Source organism: Streptomyces sp. NPDC043738 (genome assembly GCF_056436545.1).
The window spans coordinates 155,613-181,102 of the sequence record NZ_JBWKCJ010000003.1; the positions used below are offsets into that span (position 1 = coordinate 155,613).

Annotated in this window: 24 protein-coding genes and 2 pseudogenes; 10 read left to right on the forward strand and 16 right to left on the reverse strand. The window is 65.2% G+C overall.

Annotation, left to right across the window (positions count from 1 at the left end; all coding sequences use genetic code 11):
* Nucleotides 1–127: 127 nt before the first annotated feature.
* The 6 genes from AC0680_RS06140 to AC0680_RS06165 all read right to left on the reverse strand — a co-directional run bounded on the left by AC0680_RS06140 (nt 128) and on the right by AC0680_RS06165 (nt 5,029).
* Nucleotides 128–529, reverse strand: a complete 402-nt coding sequence (locus AC0680_RS06140; protein ID WP_478625362.1) for a hypothetical protein — start codon at nt 527–529, stop codon at nt 128–130.
* A 391-nt stretch (nt 530–920) separates the two neighbouring features.
* Nucleotides 921–1,955 (reverse strand): hypothetical protein, encoded by a 1,035-nt coding sequence (locus AC0680_RS06145; protein WP_478625364.1) that lies wholly within the window; start codon nt 1,953–1,955, stop codon nt 921–923.
* Between the two features lie 198 nt (nt 1,956–2,153).
* Entirely contained in the window at nt 2,154–2,663 is a 510-nt protein-coding gene (locus AC0680_RS06150; protein ID WP_478625366.1) for a hypothetical protein, read from the reverse strand.
* A complete protein-coding gene (locus AC0680_RS06155) occupies nt 2,653–3,045 on the reverse strand; it encodes a carboxymuconolactone decarboxylase family protein (RefSeq protein WP_478625368.1) in 393 nt (130 codons plus the stop codon). The genes AC0680_RS06150 and AC0680_RS06155 overlap by 11 nt, the downstream gene beginning before the upstream one ends.
* Nucleotides 3,046–3,200: 155 nt before the next feature.
* A complete protein-coding gene (locus tag AC0680_RS06160; RefSeq protein WP_478625371.1) occupies nt 3,201–3,713 on the reverse strand; it encodes an aromatic-ring-hydroxylating dioxygenase subunit beta in 513 nt (170 codons plus the stop codon).
* On the reverse strand, nt 3,710–5,029 hold the full coding sequence (locus AC0680_RS06165; RefSeq protein ID WP_478625374.1) for an aromatic ring-hydroxylating oxygenase subunit alpha: 1,320 nt from the start codon (nt 5,027–5,029) through the stop codon (nt 3,710–3,712). The genes AC0680_RS06160 and AC0680_RS06165 overlap by 4 nt, the downstream gene beginning before the upstream one ends.
* A gap of 945 nt (nt 5,030–5,974) precedes the next feature.
* Between AC0680_RS06165 and AC0680_RS06170 the strand changes: the two are divergent.
* From AC0680_RS06170 to AC0680_RS06205, 8 genes and pseudogenes are all read left to right on the forward strand, one after another.
* Nucleotides 5,975–6,260 (forward strand): annotated as a pseudogene (locus AC0680_RS06170) (integrase core domain-containing protein); the annotation flags it as partial.
* Nucleotides 6,261–6,711: 451 nt separating this feature from the next.
* Nucleotides 6,712–6,954 carry a response regulator transcription factor gene (locus AC0680_RS06175; RefSeq protein WP_478625377.1) on the forward strand — a complete coding sequence of 81 codons (243 nt, stop codon included), beginning with the start codon at nt 6,712–6,714 and terminating at the stop codon, nt 6,952–6,954.
* Nucleotides 6,955–7,395: 441 nt separating this feature from the next.
* The gene (locus tag AC0680_RS06180; RefSeq protein WP_478625380.1) at nt 7,396–8,031 is read left to right on the forward strand and encodes a tyrosine-type recombinase/integrase; all 636 of its coding nucleotides are present in this window, start codon (nt 7,396–7,398) and stop codon (nt 8,029–8,031) included.
* A gap of 202 nt (nt 8,032–8,233) precedes the next feature.
* Entirely contained in the window at nt 8,234–9,874 is a 1,641-nt protein-coding gene (locus tag AC0680_RS06185; RefSeq protein WP_478625382.1) for a class I SAM-dependent DNA methyltransferase, read from the forward strand.
* Nucleotides 9,871–11,091 (forward strand): restriction endonuclease subunit S, encoded by a 1,221-nt coding sequence (locus AC0680_RS06190; protein ID WP_478625384.1) that lies wholly within the window; start codon nt 9,871–9,873, stop codon nt 11,089–11,091. The genes AC0680_RS06185 and AC0680_RS06190 overlap by 4 nt, the downstream gene beginning before the upstream one ends.
* Nucleotides 11,088–14,330 carry a type I restriction endonuclease subunit R gene (locus AC0680_RS06195; protein WP_478625386.1) on the forward strand — a complete coding sequence of 1,081 codons (3,243 nt, stop codon included), beginning with the start codon at nt 11,088–11,090 and terminating at the stop codon, nt 14,328–14,330. The genes AC0680_RS06190 and AC0680_RS06195 overlap by 4 nt, the downstream gene beginning before the upstream one ends.
* 787 nt (nt 14,331–15,117) lie before the next feature.
* Nucleotides 15,118–15,930 carry an AAA family ATPase gene (locus AC0680_RS06200; RefSeq protein ID WP_478625388.1) on the forward strand — a complete coding sequence of 271 codons (813 nt, stop codon included), beginning with the start codon at nt 15,118–15,120 and terminating at the stop codon, nt 15,928–15,930.
* 158 nt (nt 15,931–16,088) lie between these two features.
* Entirely contained in the window at nt 16,089–16,664 is a 576-nt protein-coding gene (locus AC0680_RS06205; protein WP_478625390.1) for an HNH endonuclease family protein, read from the forward strand.
* Nucleotides 16,665–16,766: 102 nt separating this feature from the next.
* Here the strand turns inward: AC0680_RS06205 and AC0680_RS06210 are convergent.
* The 7 genes and pseudogenes from AC0680_RS06210 to AC0680_RS06240 all read right to left on the reverse strand — a co-directional run.
* Nucleotides 16,767–16,943: pseudogene (locus AC0680_RS06210) on the reverse strand (GNAT family N-acetyltransferase); the annotation flags it as partial.
* A 136-nt stretch (nt 16,944–17,079) separates the two neighbouring features.
* Nucleotides 17,080–18,090, reverse strand: a complete 1,011-nt coding sequence (locus tag AC0680_RS06215) for a methyltransferase domain-containing protein (protein WP_478625391.1) — start codon at nt 18,088–18,090, stop codon at nt 17,080–17,082.
* A 14-nt stretch (nt 18,091–18,104) separates the two neighbouring features.
* On the reverse strand, nt 18,105–18,524 hold the full coding sequence (locus tag AC0680_RS06220; protein WP_478625393.1) for a lasso peptide biosynthesis B2 protein: 420 nt from the start codon (nt 18,522–18,524) through the stop codon (nt 18,105–18,107).
* Nucleotides 18,521–18,808, reverse strand: coding sequence for a PqqD family protein (locus tag AC0680_RS06225; protein WP_478625395.1), 288 nt, complete (start codon nt 18,806–18,808; stop codon nt 18,521–18,523). Before AC0680_RS06225 ends, AC0680_RS06220 begins: the two co-directional genes overlap by 4 nt.
* Nucleotides 18,801–20,600, reverse strand: a complete 1,800-nt coding sequence (locus AC0680_RS06230; RefSeq protein WP_478625397.1) for an albusnodin/ikarugamycin family macrolactam cyclase — start codon at nt 20,598–20,600, stop codon at nt 18,801–18,803. The genes AC0680_RS06225 and AC0680_RS06230 overlap by 8 nt, the downstream gene beginning before the upstream one ends.
* A 75-nt stretch (nt 20,601–20,675) precedes the next feature.
* Nucleotides 20,676–20,822: a hypothetical protein gene (locus tag AC0680_RS06235; RefSeq protein ID WP_478625398.1), complete on the reverse strand. Its 147-nt coding sequence runs from the start codon at nt 20,820–20,822 to the stop codon at nt 20,676–20,678.
* The gene (locus tag AC0680_RS06240) at nt 20,756–21,499 is read right to left on the reverse strand and encodes an ATP-binding protein (RefSeq protein WP_478625400.1); all 744 of its coding nucleotides are present in this window, start codon (nt 21,497–21,499) and stop codon (nt 20,756–20,758) included. Before AC0680_RS06240 ends, AC0680_RS06235 begins: the two co-directional genes overlap by 67 nt.
* 81 nt (nt 21,500–21,580) lie before the next feature.
* On the opposite strand from AC0680_RS06240, the gene AC0680_RS06245 reads away from it, so the two are divergent.
* Both AC0680_RS06245 and AC0680_RS06250 read left to right on the forward strand, forming a co-directional pair.
* Nucleotides 21,581–22,747 carry a helix-turn-helix domain-containing protein gene (locus tag AC0680_RS06245; protein WP_478625401.1) on the forward strand — a complete coding sequence of 389 codons (1,167 nt, stop codon included), beginning with the start codon at nt 21,581–21,583 and terminating at the stop codon, nt 22,745–22,747.
* 11 nt (nt 22,748–22,758) lie between these two features.
* Nucleotides 22,759–23,490 (forward strand): 5-formyltetrahydrofolate cyclo-ligase, encoded by a 732-nt coding sequence (locus AC0680_RS06250; protein ID WP_478625403.1) that lies wholly within the window; start codon nt 22,759–22,761, stop codon nt 23,488–23,490.
* A gap of 168 nt (nt 23,491–23,658) precedes the next feature.
* Here the strand turns inward: AC0680_RS06250 and AC0680_RS06255 are convergent, their stop codons facing one another.
* From AC0680_RS06255 to AC0680_RS06265, 3 genes are read right to left on the reverse strand one after another with little or no spacing between them, the layout of a single operon-like run.
* Nucleotides 23,659–23,892, reverse strand: coding sequence for a hypothetical protein (locus AC0680_RS06255; protein ID WP_478625405.1), 234 nt, complete (start codon nt 23,890–23,892; stop codon nt 23,659–23,661).
* A gap of 2 nt (nt 23,893–23,894) precedes the next feature.
* Nucleotides 23,895–25,124 carry a WXG100 family type VII secretion target gene (locus tag AC0680_RS06260; protein ID WP_478625406.1) on the reverse strand — a complete coding sequence of 410 codons (1,230 nt, stop codon included), beginning with the start codon at nt 25,122–25,124 and terminating at the stop codon, nt 23,895–23,897.
* Nucleotides 25,124–25,441 carry a WXG100 family type VII secretion target gene (locus tag AC0680_RS06265; protein ID WP_478625408.1) on the reverse strand — a complete coding sequence of 106 codons (318 nt, stop codon included), beginning with the start codon at nt 25,439–25,441 and terminating at the stop codon, nt 25,124–25,126. The genes AC0680_RS06260 and AC0680_RS06265 overlap by 1 nt, the downstream gene beginning before the upstream one ends.
* Nucleotides 25,442–25,490 lie beyond the last annotated feature (49 nt).

Here is a 25,490-nt window from a genome sequence, read left to right on the forward strand (position 1 = left end):
TTTTCCGGAAGGCGAAGGCGGACAACCACTCAGGCGAGCAGGAGGTCACACACCAGATCGATTGGAACGGTCATACCGCGCGCTGATCACCCGCTTCGAGGGGATCAGCGCGATCGATCCGGCATTTTCAATCGTAGGCGTTTCCAGCCATCTTGCGCTTGAAGTCATCGCTATGTTGGACGTACTCGGCGACCGTTCCGTCCGGACTCATGGCGCGCAAGTTGTGCCCTGAAGGAACCACCTTGATATCGTCGATGATCTTGACCCCGGTCTGGATGAAGTATGCGCGCACGGCGTTCAGGTCATCCACCAAACAGGTCAACTTGGTAGCCTCGAACCGCTCAGTGTCAGCCTTGTCTCCCGCGATCAGGAGAACACTTCCGATCCCTACGATATCGAGCCTGAACTCCTCGTAATGAAATTCGTGGTGGGGACGGTCCACTCCTTGGAGTGCCATGTAGAACTTTTTACATGCTTCGAGTTCCGTCTTTCGAAGGTATGTCCTGTAAAAAGACTTGAGGATCTTCACGGCAACTCCCGACTCAAGCTATTGCTTGTTTCTTGTGTTGTATTTCGCCGTCCTGACTGAGCACCGATTCAAGGCGGAACTGAACCGGACATCACGGTGTCGCGTGAACAGGCGGGCGACGGATGCCCCTGGCACGCGGAATCTGCTCACGCTCCAGGAAAGGACGCGACCGGGTCACCGCACCGCAAACGAGGCGGTGCCCGAACCAATGGCGGTGCCGCGCGGTCGTGGGCCGGCGACCGGCTGCCGTCGAGAGTCTGCCGGGCCCACCAGTGCGCGCTCAGTCAGCATCGTCCGCGAAATGCACGATCGTCCCCGCCTCGAGCAACGTGCCTGCCAGCGACGGGAGACGCTTCCACGCGCAAGACAACGTGACGATCTTTATCTTTCCCTACCGCCGCTGGGTCAGGAAATGGAACGCCTTACCGTTGATGGTAATGGTCATGTGCATTCCCGATCCTTCTGTGGCCGCTCCCTGCGAGACGAGGTACGGCATGTGCCACTGGTACTGCACGAGGGTTCCCTTTTCCGGAAGGAAGTCCGACCCGTCGTACCGCGAGACGTCGCCGTAGTTGTTGACGCCGAACCGACGGGGGTGCGTGCCTATCCACGGAAACACATCCGCGCCGGCTCGTGCGAAGTCCTCCGGCGTCTCCAACTCCGCGACGGCCTTCTCCGCTTCGACCGCCAGCTCCTTGTAGTAGTCGCGAATCTGATTACCACTGCTCCGACCGACCGCCTCGCGCGGAACGAACAGGAACATGAGATGGTTTCCGAAGGGAAGGTTGGCGGCGTACGAGGCGTTCTTCATCACGAGAAGGTTCTCGCTGGACCTCTTCTGGAACTCCGCCTTGACCATGTCGAGAAATGAACCGATCTTCCCAGCCGGCTCGATGGTCTCTCGGAGCGTCCAGGGCATGAGGCGCACCGTTTCGTTCTCATCAACGGACGGCTTCCTCGCGGGGAGGTACTGGTCCAGGTCAGCGGTCTGCAGTTGAAGCTCCGCTATCGCCTCCGCGATGTGGAACCGGTCCTCGCCCGCCTTCATGGTGCTCATCAACGCCTGGTGGAAGCGGAAGCACCTGTAGCCGTCCTGTATCGACATGGGGAAGGCTGTAAAAATCCCCTGGATGTTGGGGTTCGACTTGTACGTGACGGACATCAACAGGAAGCCGTCGTAGTAATTGGGGTACTCGTCGAGCACGATCCCCTGAAAGGATTCGACCGGGAATTCTTCCGGACTCTCGAACTCTCGTTCGATCAGATGGCACTTCGAAAAGAGCGGGTTCCCGTCGAGGAAGTGACCGACTGCGCCTCGAAAATCGTCGAGCGAAAAAGGCTGCTCGACGCTGTACGTTGAAAGCGCCGGGTAGAACTGCGCCACATTGAGGGGGCGCGGGAAAGCCATCAGGTTGAGACGGATCATTTTGTCGACCATCGACAAAGGCATGCCTGATCACTCCGATAGACAGGTGCGAGAACTGCTTGGAAGACGCTTCGGTCCGGGGGTCCGGCGAAGTCGCGAAAAATGTCCGAGTCGGTGGCGCCACTGAACGCCATTCCCGGCCGGCCGGCGGGAAGCTGTACTGCTGTCGGTTCGGTCAGCAGCTCGTCCGCGGTGCGGTCACCCGGCCGCGTCCCCCCCCGGAGCGTGAGCAGCTTCCGCGCGCCAGGTGCACCCGTCGCCCGCCTGTTCGCACGACACCGTAACGTCCGGTTCCACGTAGCGGTTGGCGATGGCGGTGTGGAGCTTCTGGCAGTACCCGCACGGTGACTTGAACGTCAGGACGACGCCGGCACGGGCGGCCTTCTTGCGGTACCGGAGGATCCCGCAGTCGGCGTTGCGCAGGACGGTGCCCGAGGGCTGAGGCTCGGTGGACACTGCCGAGTCGTACAGCAAGAGCTGACGTTGCATCCGGGTCATGAAGTGATCGGTAGCCGATACCCCGTCGGGCCGTTGCGCTCGCAGCAGGTCCGCGGTGATGCGGGAGTTCGCCTCGATCCATCCGGCCAGGCCTTCTTCGCCGTGCTCTCCCAGGACGAACTCTTCCGCGGCCGCCTGGGCCTCGAAGTACCGCTGGCGCCACAGGTCGACCTTCTCCGCCGGGTCGAGAGAAGTCGCTTCACTGGTCATGGTCCGCGTCCTTTCCGGTGGCGTTGTCCAACTCGGCGAAGACTTCCTGGGCGACGCGCAGTCCGTTGTTGGCGACCGGCCAGCCGCCGTAGTAGGCGAGCTGAATGATCACTTCGACGATCTTCTCCCGCGACATCCCGAGGTTCAGGGAGGCACCGATGTGGCCCCGCAACTCCCAATCGGTCCGAGCCAGCGCGACCGCGGTCAGTGCGACCAGTTCGCGCTCCTCGATGCTCAGGTGCGGGCGGGCCCAGATCTCGCCGAACAAATGTTCGATTGTTATCTGCAGGAACTCCGGGTAATTACCCGGGCGCGGTTCGCGGCCGAAGACCTCCTTGAAGACGGCTTCACCCCGCTCGCGCCGGGCAGACGGCTCATTCATCGGTGAACTCCTCGATATTGGGGCCGAACGGTTGTCAACGTCACGACGTCACGAAGACGAGGACCAGCCCGGGCTCCCTGACCTCGCGAGGGAGACCCGGCTTGACTGCGGCGGCGGCTGGAAAGCCGCCAGGGCCGGCCGCTGTCATCGGCCCCTCACAGGACGATGCTGATCTTGCCGTGCTCGTACAACGTCTCGTGGTCGAGCACCACGACCCGCTTCCGGATCCGGAACGACTCGCCCTCGGGGACGAGTTCGAACCGATACTTTCCGACGTAGGCGTCGGAGCGCCCGTGCCCGAAGCGGTATACGACGACATTCGCCGCCACCTCGAGGTAGCTGCCCTGATCAGCCAGGATCTCCACGTTGCTGATCACGCGATTCGTTCGCGACCGAGGGTCCTCGCACCACACCTCACCATTGAGGATTTGCTCGATCCGCTGGCGAAGCCGGGCAGCGTCGTCGGCGATGAGCCCGAGCGCGTCGGCCGACTCACCGCGGACGTCGGTAGCCGGCACCACGTAGCGGACGTCGTCGGTCAGCATCTCGTCGTACCACTCGATCAGACGCCACTCGTCGAGCAGCCGAGCCTCACGGAAAAGGAACTGGCTCACCCGGTGGTGCAGCCTCACCTGGGCTGCATCGTCGACTATCAGTTCGCTGGTCATTTCTTTTCTGCCCCCTGCAACTCGGCCTGGTGAGCGACCTCGAAGTGACCGTCGTCGCCGTGCATCATCCGGTCCCACTGCCGCCAGAATTCGCGGGCAGGAAGCTCGTCGGTCGTCTCGGGGATCTCCTTGTTCATACCGCGTGACAGATCCGAGTAGCGCACCGTGCGATTGAGATAACCTCGCTGGCACGACTCGACGATCTCGATGTCGTCGGGAGTGGCGAAGCCGGCGGGACCGAGGAACGTCAGGTAGTGACTCTTGCGGAGTTCCCTGATCTCCGGATCTTCGTCCTTGGGGGCCAGCGCAACCGAGGTGATGGCCATCCGGTCGGTGCCGACCGGGTCGATCTTGCGAATCGTGAGCGCAATCGCGTCGATGATCATCAAGTTGGGGAAGATCATCAACGCGCGATTCATTCCGGTGATCCGTTCGGCGCGTTCGGCGCCGAACTTCTCCACGAAACGTGCGGCGGTCGCTTCCATCCGCGGCCGGAGCTCGGGATCGAACATCGGCGTCCAGTGGGCGAGCGGGCGGGCTGCGGCCGGCGGCAGCTCGTTGGCTCCGTGACCCAGGCCGAGGGCGCGGCCGAAGCCACCTCGTCGTCGTGGTGGCACCGACCCGAGCGACTGCATGTAGCTGACGTAACGCTTGTGCAGTGCACGGAAGTGGTAGATGTCGACGCTGTTCTCCATCATGAGCTTCCAGTTGGCCTGAGCCCCGTGGAGTTGCGCGCCTTGAATCACCTCCATCCCGGTCTCGGACTGGTCGGCAACCAGATCGATGTACTCCGTGGCTCCCGCCAGGTACTCGGTCAGGGTGCGCGGCTGCTCCGGATCGAAGGTGACGAAGACGAAACCGCGGTAACTGTCACTACGGTGCTTCGCCAGGCCGAAGTCCGCCTTCCGGAAGCCCGGCCCGTACCCGTCCGGAATCGGAACCCCGGTCAGTTCGCCCTTGTTGGAGAACGTCCAGTCGTGATACGGGCACCGGAACGATTTGACCTGCCCGGCCGGCTGCGAGCAGAGCAGAGCCCCGCGGTGAGTGCAGCTGTTGGCGAACACCCGGATCACCCCGTCGGACCCGTGCGCCATGACCACCGGGCGCCCGCCGACGTCGCGTGACACGAAGGAGCCCGGCTCGGGCACCTCCGATTCGTGCCCGACGTACAACCAGCAGCGATCGAAGATCTTGGCCATCTCCTGCGCGGCCACGTCGTCGTCGGTGTAGGCACGGCGATCCACCCGGAACGAGAGGCGCTCGAGATCATCAACGACAATCGGGTCGTCCACCGGCCGCTGTAGTTCGGTCGTCACTGCTCCCTCTTTCGCTGTAATTTCTGGGCGGTTCTGACGACCACCTCGGCCGTGCGTGCGGCGGCATCGCCTCACTCCGGCGGCACGGCGCATACCCGGCCCCGACGTGTGTCTGACCAAATGCACCAGTGCGGGAATGTAAAACCCAACCACCGGGGGCCGTTCACGCCTCTGCAGCCCCCGTAAGCGGCTGGATTGCAACCACGGGAAGATTGTCAGATCGCCAAGTTGGTCGTACATAGGACTTAAGACCCATCGCTGGCGTCGCTACGCTTCGACGCCCGCCGACAGCCCCATAAGCACGGTTTCCGCCGTCGACGGGCTGGCGGCCGAGCGCTGGGATTAGCGCGACGGGAGGCAGCAGAAGACGCGGGGCATTGCGTTCTCGGACGTTGAGTCGTTGACCTGGTTTTTCGCGGGGTAGGCGCCCTCTGTGGCGGCCACGGAAGCGGGTGAGGCCGCATAAGTGATCATGGAGTTGTGAAGCTTCACGACACTGAGGAAGACCCTCTCTGCCAAGATCGTGTGAGGCAAGATCTACTCTTCAAATGTTGAGTTGAGGGCGGCCAAGGAGACCCGGCCCGGTGAGTTCCAGCAGCGAGGCACCCGATCCCGAGGTGCCGGCGAAGGCCGGGGTCACGAACGTAATCGGCCACCTGTGAAGCCCGGATCCTGCAGGAGTACGAGTCACTCAACAAGGCAGGTAAGGGCGCTCTTCCGCGCCGCGGGGGCCTCTGCACGTCACTGATCGCGGCGTGGCGTTCCCGGCGTGACGCGGGGGCTCGTGAGGCTCTGGCCAAGCCGGTCGGGCGGTGATCGAGGTGCGGGGAAACTCTCCGCACTGCTGAGGCAACTCGCGACCGGCAGCCCGAGCGGCGGGAGCGAGCCGACACCGTGATCGACGAGGCGATCACCGAGCAGCACATCGACCGCGGCACGCTGACCATCCACGCCGACGACGGCACCTCGATGGCCTCCAAACCGGTGGCGTTCCTGCCCGCCGGCCTCGGCGTCACGAAAAGCCACTCACGACCGCGGACCTCGAACGACAACCCGTACAGCGAAGCGCAATTCAAGACGCTGAAGTGCCGGCCCGACTTCCCGGACCGCTTCGACACCATCGAACAGGCCCGCGCCTTCTGTCGCACCTTCTCCACCTGGTACGACACCGCACACCGGCACTACGGAATCGCCTGGCGCACTCCACACGACGTCCACCACGGGCACACCGACGCCGCCAACGCCGTCCGCGCCGAGGTCCTGACCGCCGCCTACCAACGCCCCCCCGAACCCGCCGCCGATGCCCACCGCCGCCTGGATCAACCCACCCGGCCGCGACCAGCAAGAACACTGATTCAAAGAATCTCCGACCAACCTGCCTCAAAAATCTTGACAGCTACCTGCCTCCGAAATCTGACAGCTACCGCCCTCTCCCGAGTTCGATCTCGATACAGTCGGCGTGGTTACTACCGGGCCTGGGGCCTCCTCTCGGAGCCGACCGGGTGCGGAATCGTCCATTCGACCACGGGGGAAAGAAGACACGGATGGCTGCGCAAAATAGCGACCACACACACCCTCTGACCGACCAGCAGACAGATATCCCCGTCGCTCAGGACTCGACGGCGACGCGCCCGCGCCCGCGACGAGCAGAGGCTTGGACCACCCGCGCTCCTCAGGGGAGAGTGACGACCGATCGCGGCGGTGAACCGGCCGGCGAGAAGTCTCCCTCCAGCGCCCTGACACCGCGTCAGCTCGAGGTTCTCGCCCTGCTGGCCGACGGTATGACGAACCGCCACATAGCTCGGGAACTCGGTATCACGGAGAAGACCGTCAAGAACCACATGCAAGCGATCTTCGCCCGGCTCAACGTGTCCCATCGGACCCAGGCCGCGGTCTACGCGGTTCGGCACAACCGAGCGGCATGACGGCTGCTGCCCGGCCGTCACCGCGGCCGGGCAGCCCTGGCACCATCGATCGTTCCCGGCGTCGCCGGTGGCCGCCAGAGGCTCGGACGGCCGACCCGCTCCCCGCTGTCCGAGACGCCATGCGGTCGCTCTCACCGGACGAACGACCGGCACACGTTCTCACACCAGCCTCTGAGCGCTTTCGTGTTGACGTTCACGAAGTGTCTCCACCACCCGAAGCATCTCTCCGCCAGCCGGCCGCGCCTTCCCGGCACGGGTCGAGCACCGGAAGTCCCGTCTGGCCCTGTAGCTTCTCCACTTCCCGCCGGTAGTCCAGGTCGGAGAAACCGGCGCTGTGGACACTCGCCGCCGCGACCTTGGCCGGCCTGACGAAAAGAGCAGGAAGCAAGGCAGGCCACCGAGCGGGCCGAGTCGGGCGAGGCATGGGCCCACTCAGGCCGCTTGTTCACCCTGCGGGACGGCTCACCCATTCACCCCGGCAGGTTGTCGGATCACTTCGAGCGGCTCGTCGAGCTTTCGGGGCTGCCGCCGATCCGGCTGCACGATCTGCGGCACGTCGCCGCTTCGCTCATGCTCGCCGCCGGCGTCGACGAAAAGCTCGTGTCCGAGACGCTCGGCCACAGTGATACGCGGATCACGCGAGACACCTACCAGTCCGTCATGCCGAAGGTCGCCACAGCAGCCGCCGCAGCGACCGCCGCCATGGCCCCCCGAGGCGCTGCCCGGCAGGCCCCGCAGGTGCCCCCGGAAACCCCGATCCGGGCCGATGGGCTCGCAATGGGCTCGCACGAGGGCGCGAAGATCATCACGTTTCCGTCCCGCCGAGCGGAGAGCAAAGAAAAGCCCAGGTCAGACGATGTCCAACCTGGGCTTTCACTGAGCCGCCTTCGGGATTCGAACCCGAGACCTACGCATTACGAGGGGGTGCAAGGTCGTGACGGGCGCTGCTGGATGATCACGTCAGATCCTGTTTTGGCTGGTCAGGGGCTTGGCGGCCTAGTTGGCGTGACGCCCGGTCCAATGGGTACTGCCCCGTCCGCTCACGCACCGCTCACGCATAGTCCGACCTACACGTGACTACCAGAAGGCAAGGTTGTGCCCCGGGCGAGTAGGCCGATCAGCCGAGAGGCAGGTGCGCATACGACCGGGTCGGGATGTCAGGCGACCTACTCTTTGCCGGACCCGCTGATCCCCCCAGTTGCCCGTCTGTAGGCTTCTCTGGCAGCCCCAGTACGCGGACGCACGCAAAGTGCGCATCCGATTACAGAAGCGAGAGCCAGTGCCACCACGGAAGAAGAAGGACGCCAAGCCCAAGCCGATGAAGGCGATTCTGTGGGAGTCCGCCGACCAGCTGCGAGGGACTCTGGACGCCGCCGAGTACAAGCACTTCGTGCTCGGGCTCGTCTTCCTCAAGTACGTGTCTGTGGCCATGGCCGAAAAGCGGGAACAGCTGGAAGAAGGGCTTAGGGATGGCAGCATGCTCGCCTCCCTCGGCCTTGAGGGCACCGCCTCGGAGGAGCTGATCGCCCAGACGGTGGAGGACCGCCGGCAGTACACAGGCGCCGGGCTCTTTTACGTACCGCCGACCTCCCGCTGGGAAGTGGTGATGGAGCGGGCCAGGGGAACCCTGGAGGGACAGTCCCTCGGCGAGGTCATCAACGATGCGATGGACTCCATCGAGAAGGTCAACCCCGCGCTCAAGGACACCCTCCCCCAGGAATACAACAGCCCGCGAGTCAACGAGACGACGCTGGCCGGCCTGGTGAAGCTTCTCGACCGTCTCGAATTCCAGGCCCAGGTCAGTGAGGACGGCAAGCGCACCGGGGCCAGGGACCTGATGGGCGAGGTGTACGAGTACTTCCTCGCACAGTTCGCGCTCGCCGAGGGGCGCAAGGGTGGGGAGTTCTTCACGCCCGAGTCCATCGTCCGGCTGCTCGTGGAGATGCTGGAGCCGCAGGAGGGTGAGCGCGTCCTGGACCCGGCGTGCGGTTCGGGCGGGATGTTCGTCCAGACCGAGAAGTTCATCGAGCTGCACGAGGGCAACCGCTTCAACGTCTCCGTATACGGCCAGGAGCGCAACCTCACGACGTGGCGGCTAGCGAAGATGAACCTCGCCATCCATGGCATCGAGGCCAACCTCGGAGAAGAGCCCGCCGACTCCTTCCACGAGGACCAGCACCCCGACTTGAAGGCCGACGTGGTCCTGGCCAACCCGCCGTTCAACATCTCCAACTGGGGTGGTGAACGGCTCGGTATGGACTCTCGCTGGACCTACGGCGTACCGCCGGTGGGCAACGCGAACTTCGCATGGATCCAGCTCATGATCAACAAGCTGCGGCCGGGCGGGCGCGCAGGAATCGTCCTGGCCAACGGCTCGATGAGCGGCAAGTCGGGGGGCGAGGGCGACATCCGGCAGCGGATGGTCGAGGACGACCTGGTGGCGTGCATGGTGGCACTGCCAGGGCAGCTGTTCCGATCCACTCAGATTCCAGCTTGCCTGTGGTTCCTCGCAGAGGGAAAAGGCAAGCGGCACGCGGATTGGATCAAGGGGCGTGCAGGTGAAGTGCTATTCATCGATGCGAGCGGGCTGGGCACGATGGAGGAGCGCACGCTGCGGGAACTCAAAGAGCCGGACATCGAGCGGGTCGCCTCGACATTCCGTTCATGGCGCGGAGTTGAGGGTGCGGGGGCATATGCAGATGTTCCTGGCTTCTGCCGGAGCGCGACTCTGGAAGAAGTACGGAGCAACGGCTTCATCCTGACACCCGGGCGGTATGTGGGGGTCACCGAGATAGAGCAGGACCCGGACGCGGAATCGGCGGAGGCGAAGGTAGAACGGCTCACGAAGGAACTGTTCGTGCACTTCGAGGAAGCCGGTCGACTGGAGGCAGCTGTACGGGAGCAGGTGGGGAGGCTGTGACGCAGGACCAGCGGCAGTGGACACTGAGGGAACTGGCGCTGGCCGGCGAACTTGAATTTGGAGACGGGTACCGCACCAAGCGCTCCGAACTGGGGTCTTCGGGTTTCCCGATCCTCCGAGTAGCAGAGGTACTAGACGGAAAGATTGTCCCAGTTTACTCGGAGTTCGTTCGGCCGGAGTTTCGATCCTCCATGAAGCAGAAGGTTGCGCGGCCCGGCGACATCGTACTCACGACCAAGGGCACCGTGGGTCGCGTAGCCATGATCCCTGCCGAGTCTGCCGAGTTCTCATACAGCCCTCAGGTTTGTTACTTCCGGACTACCAGTGGGAACAAGGTCATCTCCAGATACCTCTACTACTGGCTACGCAGCGATGCGTTCCGTGTACAAGCCGCCCGTCTCAAGGGGCAGACGGATATGGCTGACTACCTGAACCTGGCAGATATCGGCTCGCTCAAGGTCACGCTTCCGGATCTTCAATCGCAGCGAGCCATCACCGAAGTGCTGGGCGCACTCGACGACAAGATCGCCGTCAATGAGCGGATCGCCGAGACCGCGCTCGCACTTGCCAAGGCACACATGGGGGTCGTGGAATACTCTGATCCCCTGTGCATCAGCGACGTGGCCGACGTGTTCGACGGTCCGCACGCCACACCGAAGAAGACCGCAGAGGGTCCGTGGTTCCTCAGCATCAGCAGCCTCAAGGGTGGCGTCCTTGACCTGGCTGAATCGGCACATCTCGCGGAGGAGGATTTTCCTCGCTGGACTCGGCGTGTTCAGCCGAGTAAGGGCGACGTACTGTTCTCGTACGAGACTCGGCTGGGTGAAGCTGCGCTCATGCCCCCTGCTGTGCGGGCGAGCCTCGGCCGGCGAATGGGCTTGCTACGCCCCAAACCTGGTGCCGTCAGGGGCGCGCTGCTCCTCCAAGCCTACCTGAGCCCGCCCTTCCAAGAGGAAATCCGGCGGCGCACCGTGCACGGGGCTACGGTCGACCGGATTCCGCTCAAGGAAATGCCGACCTGGCCGATTGCGCTTCCTTCCGTGGGCGTTCGAGACCGGCTGTCCGACGCCCTCGAAGCACTGCACGCGTCCATCGAACAAGCGGCAGTCGAGAACCGCACCCTCGCCGACCTCCGCGACACCCTGATCCCCCAGCTCGTCACCGGAAAGATCCGCGTCAAGGGCGCCGTGCGCGTCGTGGAGGATGTTGCATCATGAGTGAAGAAAGTGCTGCCGGGGCAGGGGAGTTCGAGGAGCAACCCGCCGACGAGTTTTCGGAACGGGATTGGGAAGCGCACGCTCTCGATCAGCTGGCCGAGTTCGGCTGGCAGCACTTTCCCGCCAAGGAGCTGAATCCAAGCAGCGGTCACCGCAAAGACTGGGGCGACCTCGTCCTGTACCCCCGGCTGCGTACCGCCATCGCCACTCGGCACCCCCAGCTTCCCTCCCACGCCGTGGAGGAAGCGATCACCGAGCTTCTGCGACAGGCACCCGGCAGCGACGTCCGCAAGAACTGGGACTTCTACAAGAAGCTCACCGGCGACCTGAAAGTTAGCTATACGGACCCGCTCACCGACAAGAAGCGCAGCGTGACCGTTCGTCCCATCGACTTCGCCGACCCGCACGGCAACGATCTAGTCGCCTCCTCGCAGGTGCGGATACGCGCGGCCAGCGAGCGCGCGTTTGTTTTCGACATCATCCTGTACGTCAATGGACTCCCGCTCTGTGTCGTCGAGCTGAAGAAGGCGAGCGGGCCGGACGACTCCCGCACTGCGTACGACCAGATCCAGAACTACCGCCGCGAGCTGAAGAGCGACGGGACCTTCCGGACCTTATTTCTCGCCGTGGCCACCGACGGAGTAACCGCCCGCCTCGGCACCCCGTTCACACCGTGGGAGCACATGGCGCCTTGGCATGCCGAGGACGGGGCCCTGCTCAAAAAGAAGGAAGAACGGGAGGACGGGCGGGCCCTTGAACGGATGATCGCCGGGGCACTCGAACCCGACCACTTCCTCAGCCAGATCGCCGGCTTCCTTTCCTACTCCGCCGAAGGCACCGGCGGCAGCGTGGACACGGTGAAGCTCGCCAAGGTTCACCAGTACATCGCCGTCAACACAGCCCTCGCCGCCACCGCGTCCGCCGCTGCCACGGACGGCAGGGCGGGTGTCGTCTGGCACACGCAGGGCGCCGGCAAGAGCGAGGAGATGCTCTTCTACACCGGCAAGGTGGCTGGCCTCCCCGGCCTGGCCCATCCGACAGTCGTTCTCATCACTGACCGGATCGACCTCGATACCCAGCTCCTCGACACATTCAACGCCAGTCACAGCCTTCGCCGAGCCATCGGCGGCCCGCCTGAGAAAGCCCACAACAGTGGTCAGTTGAAAGAGCTTCTCACCCGGACTGAGGGAAGCGGCGGTGTCATCTTCACCACGCTCCAAAAATTCCGGATCAGCAAGGCGGAAAAGGCCGCAGGCGCCCGGCATCCCCTGATATCGGACCGCCAGGATGTCATCGTCGTTGTCGATGAGGCGCACCGCAGCCACTACGACTTCGAGGACGGCTTCGCCCGCCATCTGCGAGACGCTCTCCCCCGCGCCACGTTCATTGCCTTCACCGGTACCCCGATCGACAACCGGACGGGCAACACCCTCGCGGTCTTCGGGCCGACGATCCACACTTACGACCACACGCAGGCTGTCAACGACGGGGCAACCGTCCGCGTCTTCTACGAGCCGATCCTCCACAAGGTGAAACTCCCTGACGACAAAGACCTGGATGAGATGGACGCCCAGGCCGAGGGGCTGGTCGAGGGGCTGAGCCAGGCAGAGCAAACCCGTGCCCGCGCACAGTTCGCCACGTTTGAGAGCGTGATCGGTGCCACCGAGCGCATATCGAATCTCGCCGACACCCTCCTGTCTCACTGGGACAACCGCAGCACAGAGATGGCCAAGCTGACGGGCAAACCCGGTAAGGGGATGGTCGTCTGTTCCTCTCGCAGGATCGCGGCACGGCTCTTTAACATCCTGGCTGCTCGCCGCCCCGACTGGGTCGGCGAGCCCGACGAGAAGACCGGGCTGCTGCCAGACGACACCGGAAAGATCCGCGTCGTCTACACCGGGAACGCCGGCAAGGACGACGCCGAGATTGCCCCCTACGTGCGTTCACCCAAGAAACTAAAGGACATCCAGGCACGGGCCGCTGACCCTGACGACGAGCTTGAACTCGTCATCGTCCAGTCACTGTGGCTCACCGGCTTCGACTCGCCCCCACTGCACACCCTCTATCTCGACCGCCGGATGCGCGGCGCCGCCCTTATGCAGGCCGTCGCCCGCGTCAACCGCACCTGGGGCGAGAAGCCGTCGGGCCTGGTCGTGGACTTCCTAGGGGTAGCTCGGCATCTCACGGACGCCATCGCCGAGTACACCTCGGACGACGACCAGGACGAGGAGACCATCGGCGCGGACATCTCGGAGGCCGTCAAGGTCGTACGGGAGAAGCACAGGTCGATCACCGAATTGCTACGCGACTGTCAATGGCGCGAGACTCTCGGCTCGGCCGGTTATCAGGAAGCCCTATACACCGTCCTGGAATTCCTTCGGGAAGCCGAGCCCGCATTGCAACCCGGGAAGCCCACTCGCCTCCAGCGCTTCATGCACCTCGGCAAGCTGCTGTCCCAAGCCTTCTCTCTCTGCCCCACCCACGAGGGCGTCGAAGACCTGCTCGACGACATCAGGTTCTTCGGGTCCGTGCGCGCCTCGCGAGAGAAGCTCGACGTGGACGCCCGGGCCGACCAGGGCCTTGCCACCGCCGCTGACCAGCGCCGCTACATCGAGCAGCTCAACGCCGCAGCGGTCGCTGCCGACGGGGTGGTGGACATCTATGACGCCGCAGGTCTCACCAAGCCCGACCTCTCCCACCTGGACGAAGAATTCGTCGCGCAGCTGAAGGAGAGTCGCCATCCCAACCTGGCCCTCGAAGCCCTGCGCCGTTCCTTGATGAAGGAGATCCGCGACTCCCACCCAGGCAACATCACCCGGCAGCGCGCCTTCACTGAGCGCATGCAGGAAACGATGAACCGGTACCACAACGGGCTGATCACCTCCGCCCAGACGATGGACATCCTCGTGGAGTTCGCCCGTGAGGTCTCCGCGGACCGTGTCCGCGCCGCAGAACTCGGCCTGACCGAAGATGAACTTGCCTTCTACGACGCGGTCGCCGCCAATCCCTCCGCCCTGCAGATGGGCGACGACATCCTCCGGCAGATCGCCCGGCACCTGTATCGCATGGTGTCCGAGGACGTCACCGTCGACTGGCGGATCAAGAGCCAGGCCCGTGACCGCATCCGCGCCAAGGTCCAGTTTCTACTCAACTACTACGGCTATCCACCGGACAAGGCGCCGGATGCGATCAACCGGGTGCTGAAGCAGACCGAGGTCAAGGCAGAGGAGTGGGCCTGATCCTTGGTCGTGCCGAGGCTGATGGCGACGGCCAGGGCTGCCCGGATGAAGTGATCACACAGAGGTCTCCGCGCACTCGCCGAGCTGGTGGTCGTCGACGGGAACCAGGGCAGAACCGTACGACTGGGACTCTCTGCAATGCAACGCCCACTCCAGCAGTGACTACCGCGACCGGGCCCATGTCAGTGCCTCATGAGAGGCTGAAGCAGCTGGGTACTAGAGGCCGAGGGGAGGACGAATGTACGTAACTGGGATCGGCTTCTCGAACGTCAGAGGCTTCACGGGTGCACGTGCCATTGACAACCTCCCGCTACCCGGTAAGGACTGCGGCAGCTGGACGGTGATCGCTGGCCGCAACGGCTCGGGGAAGTCCACGTTCCTGCGTGCCCTCGCACTCACACTCGCCGGCCCGCAAATGGCGCGCACACTGATGCAAGACTTCGGCAGCTGGATCACCCATGGCAAGACCTCTGCCTGGGCACAGGTCTACGTAACCCCGGACTCCTCCGTCGACAAGCTCACCGGACGTGGCAGGGCTCCCGATGACCGCATCGTCCTAGGACTTGATTGGACCCTCCCAGAGGGGACACCGCACGGGCCTCCTTACGGCACGCCGCGACAGCCGCAGTTGTCCCCCTACGCGTATGGCTGGAGAGGCGCGGCGCGCGGTCCGTGGTCCGATCACCCGCAAGGCTGGTTCTGCGCCGGATACGGTCCATTCCGTCGGCTGACCGGAGGGTCAGGGGAGGCCCAGCGGATGATGCTCGCGCCGGGCCCGGCAGGGCGTATGGCTTCCCTCTTCCACGAAGACGCTTCCCTCGCCGAAGGAGTGACCTGGCTCAAGGAACTGCGACTGAGAGCTCTGGAGGGGCAGGAACAGGCATCCGAGCTGTTGGAGACGACTCAGGCGCTGCTCTCCGACGGCCTGTTGCCAGATGACTACCAAGCCATGCGGGTGAGTTCGGAGGGGCTGTGGGTGGCACCAGCCGGTGATCCGGAGCGTGCTTTCCCACTGCGGGAGATGAGCGATGGGTTTCGTACCGTCGCCTCTCTGGTCCTGGATATCGTGAGGCAGCTGCAGAACGCCTACGGGACCCTAGACGCAGGTACGGATGACGAGGGGCGGCCCGTGGTCCGAATGCCCGGGGTTGTGATCGTCGACGAAGTGGACGCTCACCTCCACGTCACGTGGCAGCGACGCATCGGAGACTGGCTGCGCACCCACTTCCCACGGGTCCAGTTCATAGTCACCAGCCACAGTCCATACATCTGCCAAGCGGCAGACCCCGGCGGCCTAATCAGGCTACCGGGCCCGGAAGAGGAGCGTCCGCCAGAAGTGGTGGATGACGCGCTGTACCACCGCATCGTGTACGGCAGCGGCGAGGACGCTGCGCTCTCGGAACTGTTCGGCTTGGAGTCCCCGTACTCCAATCGCGCTGTGGAGCAACGCCGGAAACTCGTGCCGTTGGAGCGGAAGGTCTTCGCAGGCGAGGCCACCGAGCAGGAGGCACGGGAGTACCGCGAGCTGGCCGCCGAGCTCAACAGCTCCCGCTCCGCCAGGGTGCGCGAGGTGGCAGCCCGGCTGGGGCACGACGGGTGATCCCGGTACAACGGCTACCAGCCACCAAACGACTGGTCCGGCTATGTGACAGCCGTACAGAGAATATTCGGAAACTGGGCGCCACTAGCAAGTCAGCCAGAGCCGAATGGCGCCGTGCGGAGGCCGCCAAGAGCGAGATACGGGCTCTGCTGGAAAAGATGGCACCAGGCGTGCTGCGGTGCATGTATTGCCTGGACAGCCTGGGTACCGATATCGACCACTTCGAGCCATTGTCCCGCGCCCCGCTGCGTACCTTTTGCTGGCACAACCACATCCTGGCCTGCTCGCGGTGCAACACCACTTTCAAGGGAGAAGAATATCCTTGCGACGAAGCGACCGGGGAATGTCTACTGATCGATCCCAGCACAGACGATCCATCCGACCACCTCGAATTGCTCGTGAAAAGCGGCGAATACGAAGGTAAGACCCGCAAGGGCAAGGTGAGCATCAGGGTTTTGGGTCTTAACCGGGAGGACTTGGTGATAGGACGCATCGACGCATACACCACATCCTGCGACACACTCAACTCCTGGCACCGCAAAGTACTCAAAGGCGACCTGGCAGGGGCAGCGCAATCTGCCGCCGCTCTACGGCGCGAGCCCTTCGGCGACGTACTGCGCGCCCTGGAGAAGCTGGGACGCTTGCCCTACGCGGCCGCGGCACTCGGCGACGAGCTGGCCGATTCCCTGGCGGCATGGCTCCACGGCCCCCCACACCCGGCTGCTAGTGCCTGACCACATAGGTTCACCGGGTGGTCAGGCTGCGGGTGTGAGGAGCCTCGCTGGGCAGCATCCCCCTCACACCCGCCGCCTGACCAAGCGACCCAGCGCAGAACGTCAGGTCCTCGCTCTGCGGGCGATGCGGTACAGCACGTTCGGACGCAGTGGCCATTCGGGCGCGGTGGGGTCGTCGAAGTCGTCGGCCAGGTTCCGGGTCATGCCGATCCGGCGCATCACCGCCTGTGAACGGAGGTTGGTGGCCGTTGTCACCGCGAGGATCTCGGGAAGGTCAAGCGGCCGACGTGTCCAAGACGTCACGCAACTGTCCCACGCCCGGTGACGTCCGGATGGGCCTGTACAGGGCGAGTGTCCGGGTACGCGTCAGACCCGTTCGGTAGGCAGACGGCAGCTCCCCACCGACCTTGGTTGCCTAGGCGCGACTGATCCGAGCGTGCCAGGTATCGCCGTCGCGGGTGAGCCGCGCTGGGAGTTTGTGGGCGTGGGGGGACCCCGCTTCCCGCCACTGGCGGATCAAGGAGTGGAGGACTTCGAGGGCCGGTGATTCGGTGTGGTCGGCGATGAGGTGCTCGTCGGTGGCGAGGGCCACGTGGGCGGTGCCGTTTGGGGAGAGGGAGCCGAGGCCGATGCCGGTGCCGTGGGTGGTGGTCGCTTCGAGCAGGCCGGCGGGTTCGGTGGCGATGAGCCAGTTCTTGAGGTGGAAGTAGTCGGGGGCCGGGGCAGGTGTGGGCTCGGTGTGGGTCGCGTCGCGCAGGGCGGTGAGGAGGGATTCGGTGGTGCTGGGCTTCTGAGCGCTGAGGGAAGTGAGTGAGCAGTCGGGCTGCTGTGGATCGACAGCGGGGGAGGCGGTGTCCGCGGGGGCGGGGGTGACCATGGGGGTGTATCCGCCGTGGTGGACCTCGACCTGGTGTGGCTGGTGCTTGTCGTCGACGGTGATGCGGGCGATCGCGTAGGCGCCCGGCAGGTCGGCGATGCGTACACCGCTAAGGAGAGTGCCACCGGGCTTCAGCTGCTGGAGCCAGGCGTCGGGGATGGCCGGTGGGGTGGTGCCGACGAGGATGCGGTCGTACGGGGCGTTCTGCGGATATCCGAGGAGGCCATCGCCAACGACCACGGTGATCTGGTGGCCGTGCTCGGCGTAGAGAGCCTCGGCGCGCTTGGCGAGGCTCGGGTCGATTTCGACGGCGGTGACGCGTCCGTCGGGGCCGGCCAGTTGGGCGAGGAGGGCGGAGGAGAGGCCGGAGCCGATGCCGATGTCCATGATGTTCGCGCCGGGATGGACATCGAGCATGCGCAGGTGGCGGTGGGTGACGGCAACAGGGGTGCAGGGGCGTACCGCTTGGCCGTCGGCGCCGTGGAACTGCTCGGCCGGTACAGCGTGGATGGCGCGGTCGAGGGCTTGATCGGTGGGGGTGGTGGGCATCGGGAATCCTTGGTTCAGGTGCGGAGGGTGACGTGGAAGGGGCGGTCGGGGGTGTTCGGCTCTCCGACGGGCTGGGCGTTCGCTTCGATCCAGGCGTGTGACTCGCACGGGGCGAAGCGGCAGCCTATGCACCAGTCCACGGCCTTGCCGTGGAGCGATGAGGCGAGGAAGGCGGCCAGGGACATCTCCAGGCAGGCGGCGCGGCCGGGGAAGAACCGGCTGGCCCAGTCGCGGGCGGCGACCACTCGCCCGGCTTCCGTGGCGGTGGCGGGGCGGCGGGTGCGGCGTTTGGCGATACGGGCGACGGTGAGGGTGGCTCGTAGCGGTGCTGTGTGGACCAAGGCGGTGGCCAGGGCGAGTGCGGCGACGGCCACGCATCGGTCGGGCAGGGGCGGCCGGGTGGTTCGGGTGGGGACGGCCATGGGGATGCTCAACGGTTCCACCTCCTACGGGCGGGGTCGCGCAGCATGCGGCGGTCGAGGAGCTGCTGGGCGAGTGCTCGCATATCGGTGCGTACGCGGTTGGGTTCAGCGCCGAAGAGAGTCGACACGTGATCGGCGGCCTCGTCGACGGTCGCGCCCGCGGCCAGGTAGCGCCACCACAGGGCGCCGGAGAACGTGAGTGCGTACCACCGTCCCTTGCCGCGCAGGTCGAGCAGCATGCCACCGCGCTCGGTGATGGTGGCGCGCACTGTGGGCGCCGGCCGGAGATCAGGCATGCGAGACCTCCGCTGGTTCGCTGGTGGCGGTGCGGGAGCGGTGCTGGCGTAGCCAGAGTTCGCTGGTGATGAGCGCTTCGAGGGCGGCGAGCTTACCGGGTACGCCGGCAGCCAGACGGTCCAGTTCGGCACCGGCGGCAGAGGCGTCGATCCAGCCTTCGGCGGCCAGTTCGCTGGTGGTAAGGAGGTCGCGCAGGGCCGCGGCATGGCGGCGCAGACCGGTGTAGGCATTGCCGTCGTAGGCGCCCTTGGTGCGCCTTCGCAGAAGCCAGTCGGGTACGAGGCCGTGGAGGGCGGCACCGAGCAGCGGCTTCTGGCGGGTGGTGGAAGCCCGGGAGGAGGTCGGTATGGCCATCGCGGCCCGGACTACGGCGTTGTCGAGGTAGGGGGCGTGGTGTGGCAGGCCCTGCGCATGGGCCTGGTTGCGCAACTCGGCTTCGTAGACACCGAATTCGCGTAGCTCGGCCCAGGCCCGGTGGCGGCTGGTGTGGCTCGGTTGGACGGTGCAGTGTTCGGCCGCGATGACGGCGCGGGTCGAGAGGTCTTGACGGGCCTCTGGGGTCAGCCAGCTGTGGAGCCCGGAGGCCCGGAACCAGTGGAGCCGGGCCGGGTGTTCCGGCTTCGCCTTGGCCGGGTCGGTGGCGATCTCGTGGGCGAGTTGCCGTAGCGCCACGGTGTGCGTGGTGCGCGAGAGGCGGGCGGCCGCAGCCACGACCGCGTACATCGGCAGGTGGCGCAGCCGGGCCCGGGCCAGCGAGTGACTGATCAAGGCTGAGATGTCACGCGCACGTGCCAGGTCGGCGAGGTAGTGCGGGGAGGTGGCGAGGAGGGTGTCTGCGCCGGACCCGGTGAGGTGGGTGTCGCTGCCGTGGTCGATGCAGGGACGCTGGTACGCGGCACGCATGCGCCATCGGGCGGCGTCAGGGAACGGCTGGTCGGTCGCGGGAGCGTCCAGCAGCCCGGCGAAGAAGAGGCCCTCGGCGTCTGCCACGAGCCTGTGGTGCAAGCCCGGCCGGTCCGTAGCCGCTCGTCGGGCATAGGCAACGTCCTCATTGGTGCTGGTGGCGTCCGCGTCGGTGAGGGCGAGGACGTCAGCGCCTGCGATGCTGGTGGCCAGCAGCACCAGCGAGGTGGAGTCGAGGCCACCGGAGAAGTCGGCGGTCAGCTTGCAGGCTGCCGCAGCTCGACTGGTGACTGCGGTGATGAGTGCTTCGCGGAGTTCTGCGGCGGCCTCGGAGAAGGGGATGGTTCGAGGTTTCTCGTACTTCTCGACCGAGTGTCGGCCATCGCTGTGGATGACGAGTGTGTGGCCTCCTGCGAGTCGACGTACGCCCTGGAACGCGCTTCCGTTGCCCGTGACCTCGGGCACGGTGGGGCATACGAGGCGCGCGATCAACGAGCCATGGTCCACGTTCGCACCGATCCGGCGGGCGAGGGCTTGGGCCGAGGTCGACCAGTGGGTGCGGTCCGGTGTCTCGGCGAAGTACACCGGCCGGGTTCCGGCCACGTCGGTGATGACCGCTGTTGTGTCTCCGTCGTCCGTCACGACCCAGTAGCTTCCGGGCCAGGAGGTCAGTGCGGACCACTGGCCGGAGCGGGCGGCGTGGAGTCCGTCGCGCAGTTGGCCTTCTGTGGCGTAGCAGTTGCCCACGACGGCCATCCGTACCGGTCCGTCGCTGACGACCCGATGTGTGGTGCCGACCGGCGTGCCCCGCACGACTGGGGCGCGAGGGCCGGACCAGAGCGCCGACGAACCCTCCGTCCACTGTCCTGGGCTGCTCAGGTGGAACATGCCTTCCCTTTCTGGATGGTGGCCGGGCGCTGGAGGGACGCGGCTTGCGCGCCCCCCAGCACCCGGCAGGTGGGCTTACTCGAAGTAGCGGCCCTTGTCGGCGCTGTCCTCGGCGTACTTGCCGAGCGTCACCCTCGACACCACGTCCAGCTCGATCAGCTGGGGTGTGGCGTAGCCCTCCTTGACCTCGGTGCGCTCTTCTTTCCTGACCTGCTCGTGCATGCGTTCTTCCCTTCAACGTTGGGATGGGGAGCCGCCTCCGCGCGCTCTGTGTGGAACGCGTGCTGAGGCGGACATCTGGAGCCGACACGGTGGTCACGGGAATCACGGGACGGCGTATGCCAGAGTTCATTAGGGGCCGATCGCTCGGGTAGCTGAGGCGGGAAGACCTTGAACTCGGCCCAGACCACCTTGTGCTGGCCCGTCCCCTCGCTGCCCCAGCCGTCGGCGACATGTGAGATGAGGAAGAGTCCCCTTCCGGTGTCGCTGTCGTCGTCCGGCACACAGCGCCGCGGCCTGCCCATCCCGTTGTCGTGAACTTCCACGCGCAGGAGGCGGTCATCGATCCTGATCCCTACGCGGAACCCCCTCGCGCCCTCGCCGGCGTGCGCCAGAGCGTTGGTGGCGAGTTCCGATACGCAGAGGCGGACGTCATCGTCCCGGTCCGAGATGCCCCAGGCGGCGAGCGTGTCCCTGGCGAACTCCCGTGCTGCACGTACTGACACAGCGGTATGACCGAATGCCTGTTGCCGCGACAGCGGTTGCCATGCGGCATGTGGTTCCGATGCCATGACGTCTCCGTCTCGGTGGAAGTCCCACTTCCGTGCGGTTGGACCCCACAGAACCGTCACCCAGGGCCGTGAACCAGAGCAGAATGGCCGCACGAATGAGGCATCCATGACGCGCAGATGGGCATGACGTGCGATGTCCTGCGGTCTATCTGGTGCGGGAACCGTCCTCTACATCGGGGAGTCGCTCCTATGGCGCTCAAACGTCACGGCCTCGTGCGACGCCGTCGCGCAGTGGGCTTCACGCAGGAGAGCCTGGCCGAGGCACTGAACGTCGAGCGGTCCACCGTCGCGCGCTGGGAATCGGGCACGTCAGGTCCGCAGCCGTTCATGCGGCCGCGCCTGGCTGCTGTCCTGCAAGTGAGCGCCGAGGCTCTGAGCGAGCTCCTCGTATTGGCGTCGGAGGAAGAGGCGCCGGCCACCGAGCGGACCCAGTACGCGATGCGGTACCCGTCACGGGTGGATCTCGTCACGATTGCCGAACTTCGGGGCGGCATGCAGACGCTCGCGAAGCGCTATGACCGGATGCCCTCCGCTACCCTGCTCGCCCAGGCGGGGCAGCACGTCAGCCAGGTGGCCTTCCTCGCCGGCGAAGCCCCGGCGGGGCGCGTTCAGCGCGAGATGCGTGTCCTCCAGGCCGATGCCGCTACTTTCATGGGCCAGCTGGTCTGGGATGCTTCACAACGGCACGACCACGCGACCGCACGGTCGTATTACGCGCAGGGAGTCGACGTGGCGCGGCATCTGCGCGACCGGACCGCAGAGGGCCACGCGCTTTTACGCACGTGTTACGTCGCCCTCTACGGCGCCAATGACTACCGCGAGGGTCTCAGCCTCGCTCTGGAAACGGCTCGTACGACGCGATACACGAGTCACGTACTGACCGGTCTCGCCATGCTGCACGCCGCAGAAGCCCATGCTTTCCTGGGTGAGGGCCGTGAGTGCGAGCGAGCACTGGCCGGCGCCGAGCGGCACCTGGAACAGGCCCACAGCGCGGACGCCGCCTACGATCTCCTCTCTCCCACGCATTTCGGACGCATGGCGGGCTCCTGCTACCTCACCCTCGGCGACTACCACAGGGCCCAACGGCTCCTGGAGACGACCGCGGTGGAACTGCAGGACCGGCGCAAGTCCCGCGCGATCGTCCTGGGCAATCTCACGCTGTCCTGGATCCGCAGCGGAGAACTCGATGCCGCGCTGGTCACGTTCAACGATGCCGTAAACGAACTGCACGGCACTCGTGGAGGTGGTGGGATGAACGTCATCTTCCGCGCCGCCCGCGAGCTGCGTCCCTGGCGGAGTGAGGCGGCGGTGCAGGAGGCCCAGGATCGGCTCATGGCTCTGATGGAAGCGGCGTGAAGGGAACGGGCATGCCCACACAGGTGGATCAGGAAAAGCAGCGGGTGCGCGAGCGCGTCTGGGACCTGCTCGATGCGGCGGACGCAGTCCACGATGCGTCAGTCCATGGCCGTATCCCGAACTTCAAGGGCGCTGATCGAGCTGGGGACCGGCTGGCGAGCCTGCCGCAGTGGCACTCTGCTCACTTCATCAAAGCGGTCCCGGACAAGGCCCAGCTTCCGGTGCGCGCCCGTGCACTCGCTGAAGGCAAGACTGTGTTCATGGCCGTGCCGAAGCTCGCCGATCCACGCCCGTTCTACCTGCTGGATCCGGCGACCCTCACTGTCTCCCCCGCCGAAGCGGCGTCGAGCAAGGTCGCCGCATCCATCGCTCCCAAGGTCGATGTCGAGTCTCTGCGCCCTGTCGATCTGGTGGTAGTCGGAAGCGTCGCGGTCAACCAGGCAGGTGTACGCATCGGCAAGGGGGCTGGCTACTCGGACCTCGAATTCGCCTTCCTGATGGAGGCCGGGCTCATCAGTCCGGAGACGGTAGTGGTGACCACTGTCCACGCACTTCAGGTACTGGACGAGGACCTACCGGCGACAGGGCACGACTTCGGGGTGGATCTGATCGTCACGCCCGACGAGATCATCACCTGCCGCGACCCGCACCGCCCGACGGGACTGGTGTGGGAGCACCTGGACGCGAAGAAGATCGCATCCATCCCGGCCCTGGCCGCTCGCGCCCCTTCCGCCGGGCGATGAGCTGGTGGGCGCCGGCGAACAGTTCCCCGGTCCGTCGGCTGTGTCCACTGCCGAGAGGCCGGCACATCCTCATAGGTCCCGCTCATAGGTGCCGAGTAGTCCGGGCGCAAAGCGACCAAGTGCCTCTGTTCCGGCCAGGTGCCGGAACAGAGGTGGGCCGACGTCGACTCAGCTGACGCTCATTCCGCGTTCCGGCCATTCGCTTGCCTGGTCGTACATGGAATTGATCTTCCGCGACGCCTTGAGGAACAGATAGTCGACATTCCCGTCGTCTGGCTGCGACCTACGGGCGCTCTTGTCCATTGTCAGGTGTCGCGTCATCTCGGAAGGGTCTTCGCCGAACGAGTAGACAATGGCGTTGGGATCCTCGGTGATCTTCTTGAAATAGACCAGCGCAGCCACTGTTACCACTCGCCTTCAAAGTCTTCGCGCTTGTTCAACGGAACCTTGCTCTGCCAATTGTACGATTCATTGGCTACCCGGTGGGCCTCCTGGTAGGTGGCCCCGGGGTGCTCGCGAAGGTACTTGAGCTCTGTCAGCTCGTGCTCTAGCAGAACGTGGTCTTCGGGCAGAGCGTTCCCAGACCGCAGGCGGATCCAGGCATCCGCGATTTCCGGGTCAGAGTCGAATTTCCGCGTGACGACCTTGCCGGTCTCGTAGTCCTGGATCGGATGCTCTGTATCGAAGACATGTTTCTTGATGGTGGAAATTTCCTCTTCGGAGAACCCGGTGGACCCATCTGCCCGCACCACCTCTCGGGTGTTCTTGCTGATGGCTCCAATATCGCGGGACTCTTGCATGAAGTTGGCGTAGGCATCGTCCGCCCACTTGGTCTGCGCGGGATCGTCGAGCAGATCACGCGGACGTCGCCGAGCACCTGTCAGCCATTCATCACCGGAAGCCAGACGGAGGTCTGACACTGGCACGTCGGGAAGGCGAGCTTCCTTGAAGGCTCTCACCCCACGTGCCGCTCCTCCGAGGACACCTCCAAGAGCCCCACCCATCAAGCCGGCCTCAGTGGCCTCGGCCAAGTTGATGCCCTTCTGGTCGCCCAGGAGGTTGCGTCCGCCCTGGGCGACCACCACGTCCACGGTGATGGCTTCGATACCGCCGATGGCGGCGGTGGCCAGGACCGTTCCGGCGATCTCGGCGACGGTGGCGGAAACCGCGATGCCTGCCGAGCTCGCCGCGGCGACGATCGCCTCGGTCGCGCCGACTGCCGCGACCTCGGTGATTCCGCCGGTGAAGATCGCCAGTGCCGTGCCGGCGACCAGGACCGCGCCGGCGATCTCCAGTTCGTGCTCGATCTTCTTCTTCGCCTCGGCGACCTGGTCGGCGTACTTGTCCAGGGCCTTGGCCATGTCCCGTGCTGCGGAGGCCACATCGTCGAGGTAGCCCTTGCCACCGCCGTGGTACTTGCGCCAGAACTCGCCGAACTTCTCGATCGACTGGCCCTTGTTGGTGTCGATGACGTCCTGGGCCGTCTTGTGGCAGGCGGCCGTGCAGTCCTCGACATCGTCGGCGTATGTACGCCAGGCGCGGGCGGCTTCCCGGAGTTCGTCCTCGTCGCCCTCCGGCCACCACATCCCGGTTAAATCTTGAACGATCTCTTTGGCCTTGTCGGCAGCGCCCATCACTTACCGCCCTCAAAGCCGGACTTGGCCGAGCGGTCCGCTTCATCGTGGTTGGCCGCCATGTCGTTCATGGCCTTGGTGATGCTGGACAGCCCCTTGGCCAGGGCTGCGGCGGCCTTCTCGATCTTCGCCCGGTTCGGGGCATAGGCGTGCTCGAACTTCTTGCCCTGCTCGTCGCCACCCCAGGGCTCCCCCAGCCCGTCGAGCGCGTGTCGGAGTTTGGCCGTCGCCCGTTCCAGCGCGACAGACTCCCGGTGGAACGTCGGAGCGGCGGACTTGAGTTGGTCGGTATCTATGTCAAAGCCGTCGCCAGCCATGCCTTGCCTCCCCCTTGGGCCTGCTCTCGTAAGCCATCGCGAGCCGCTG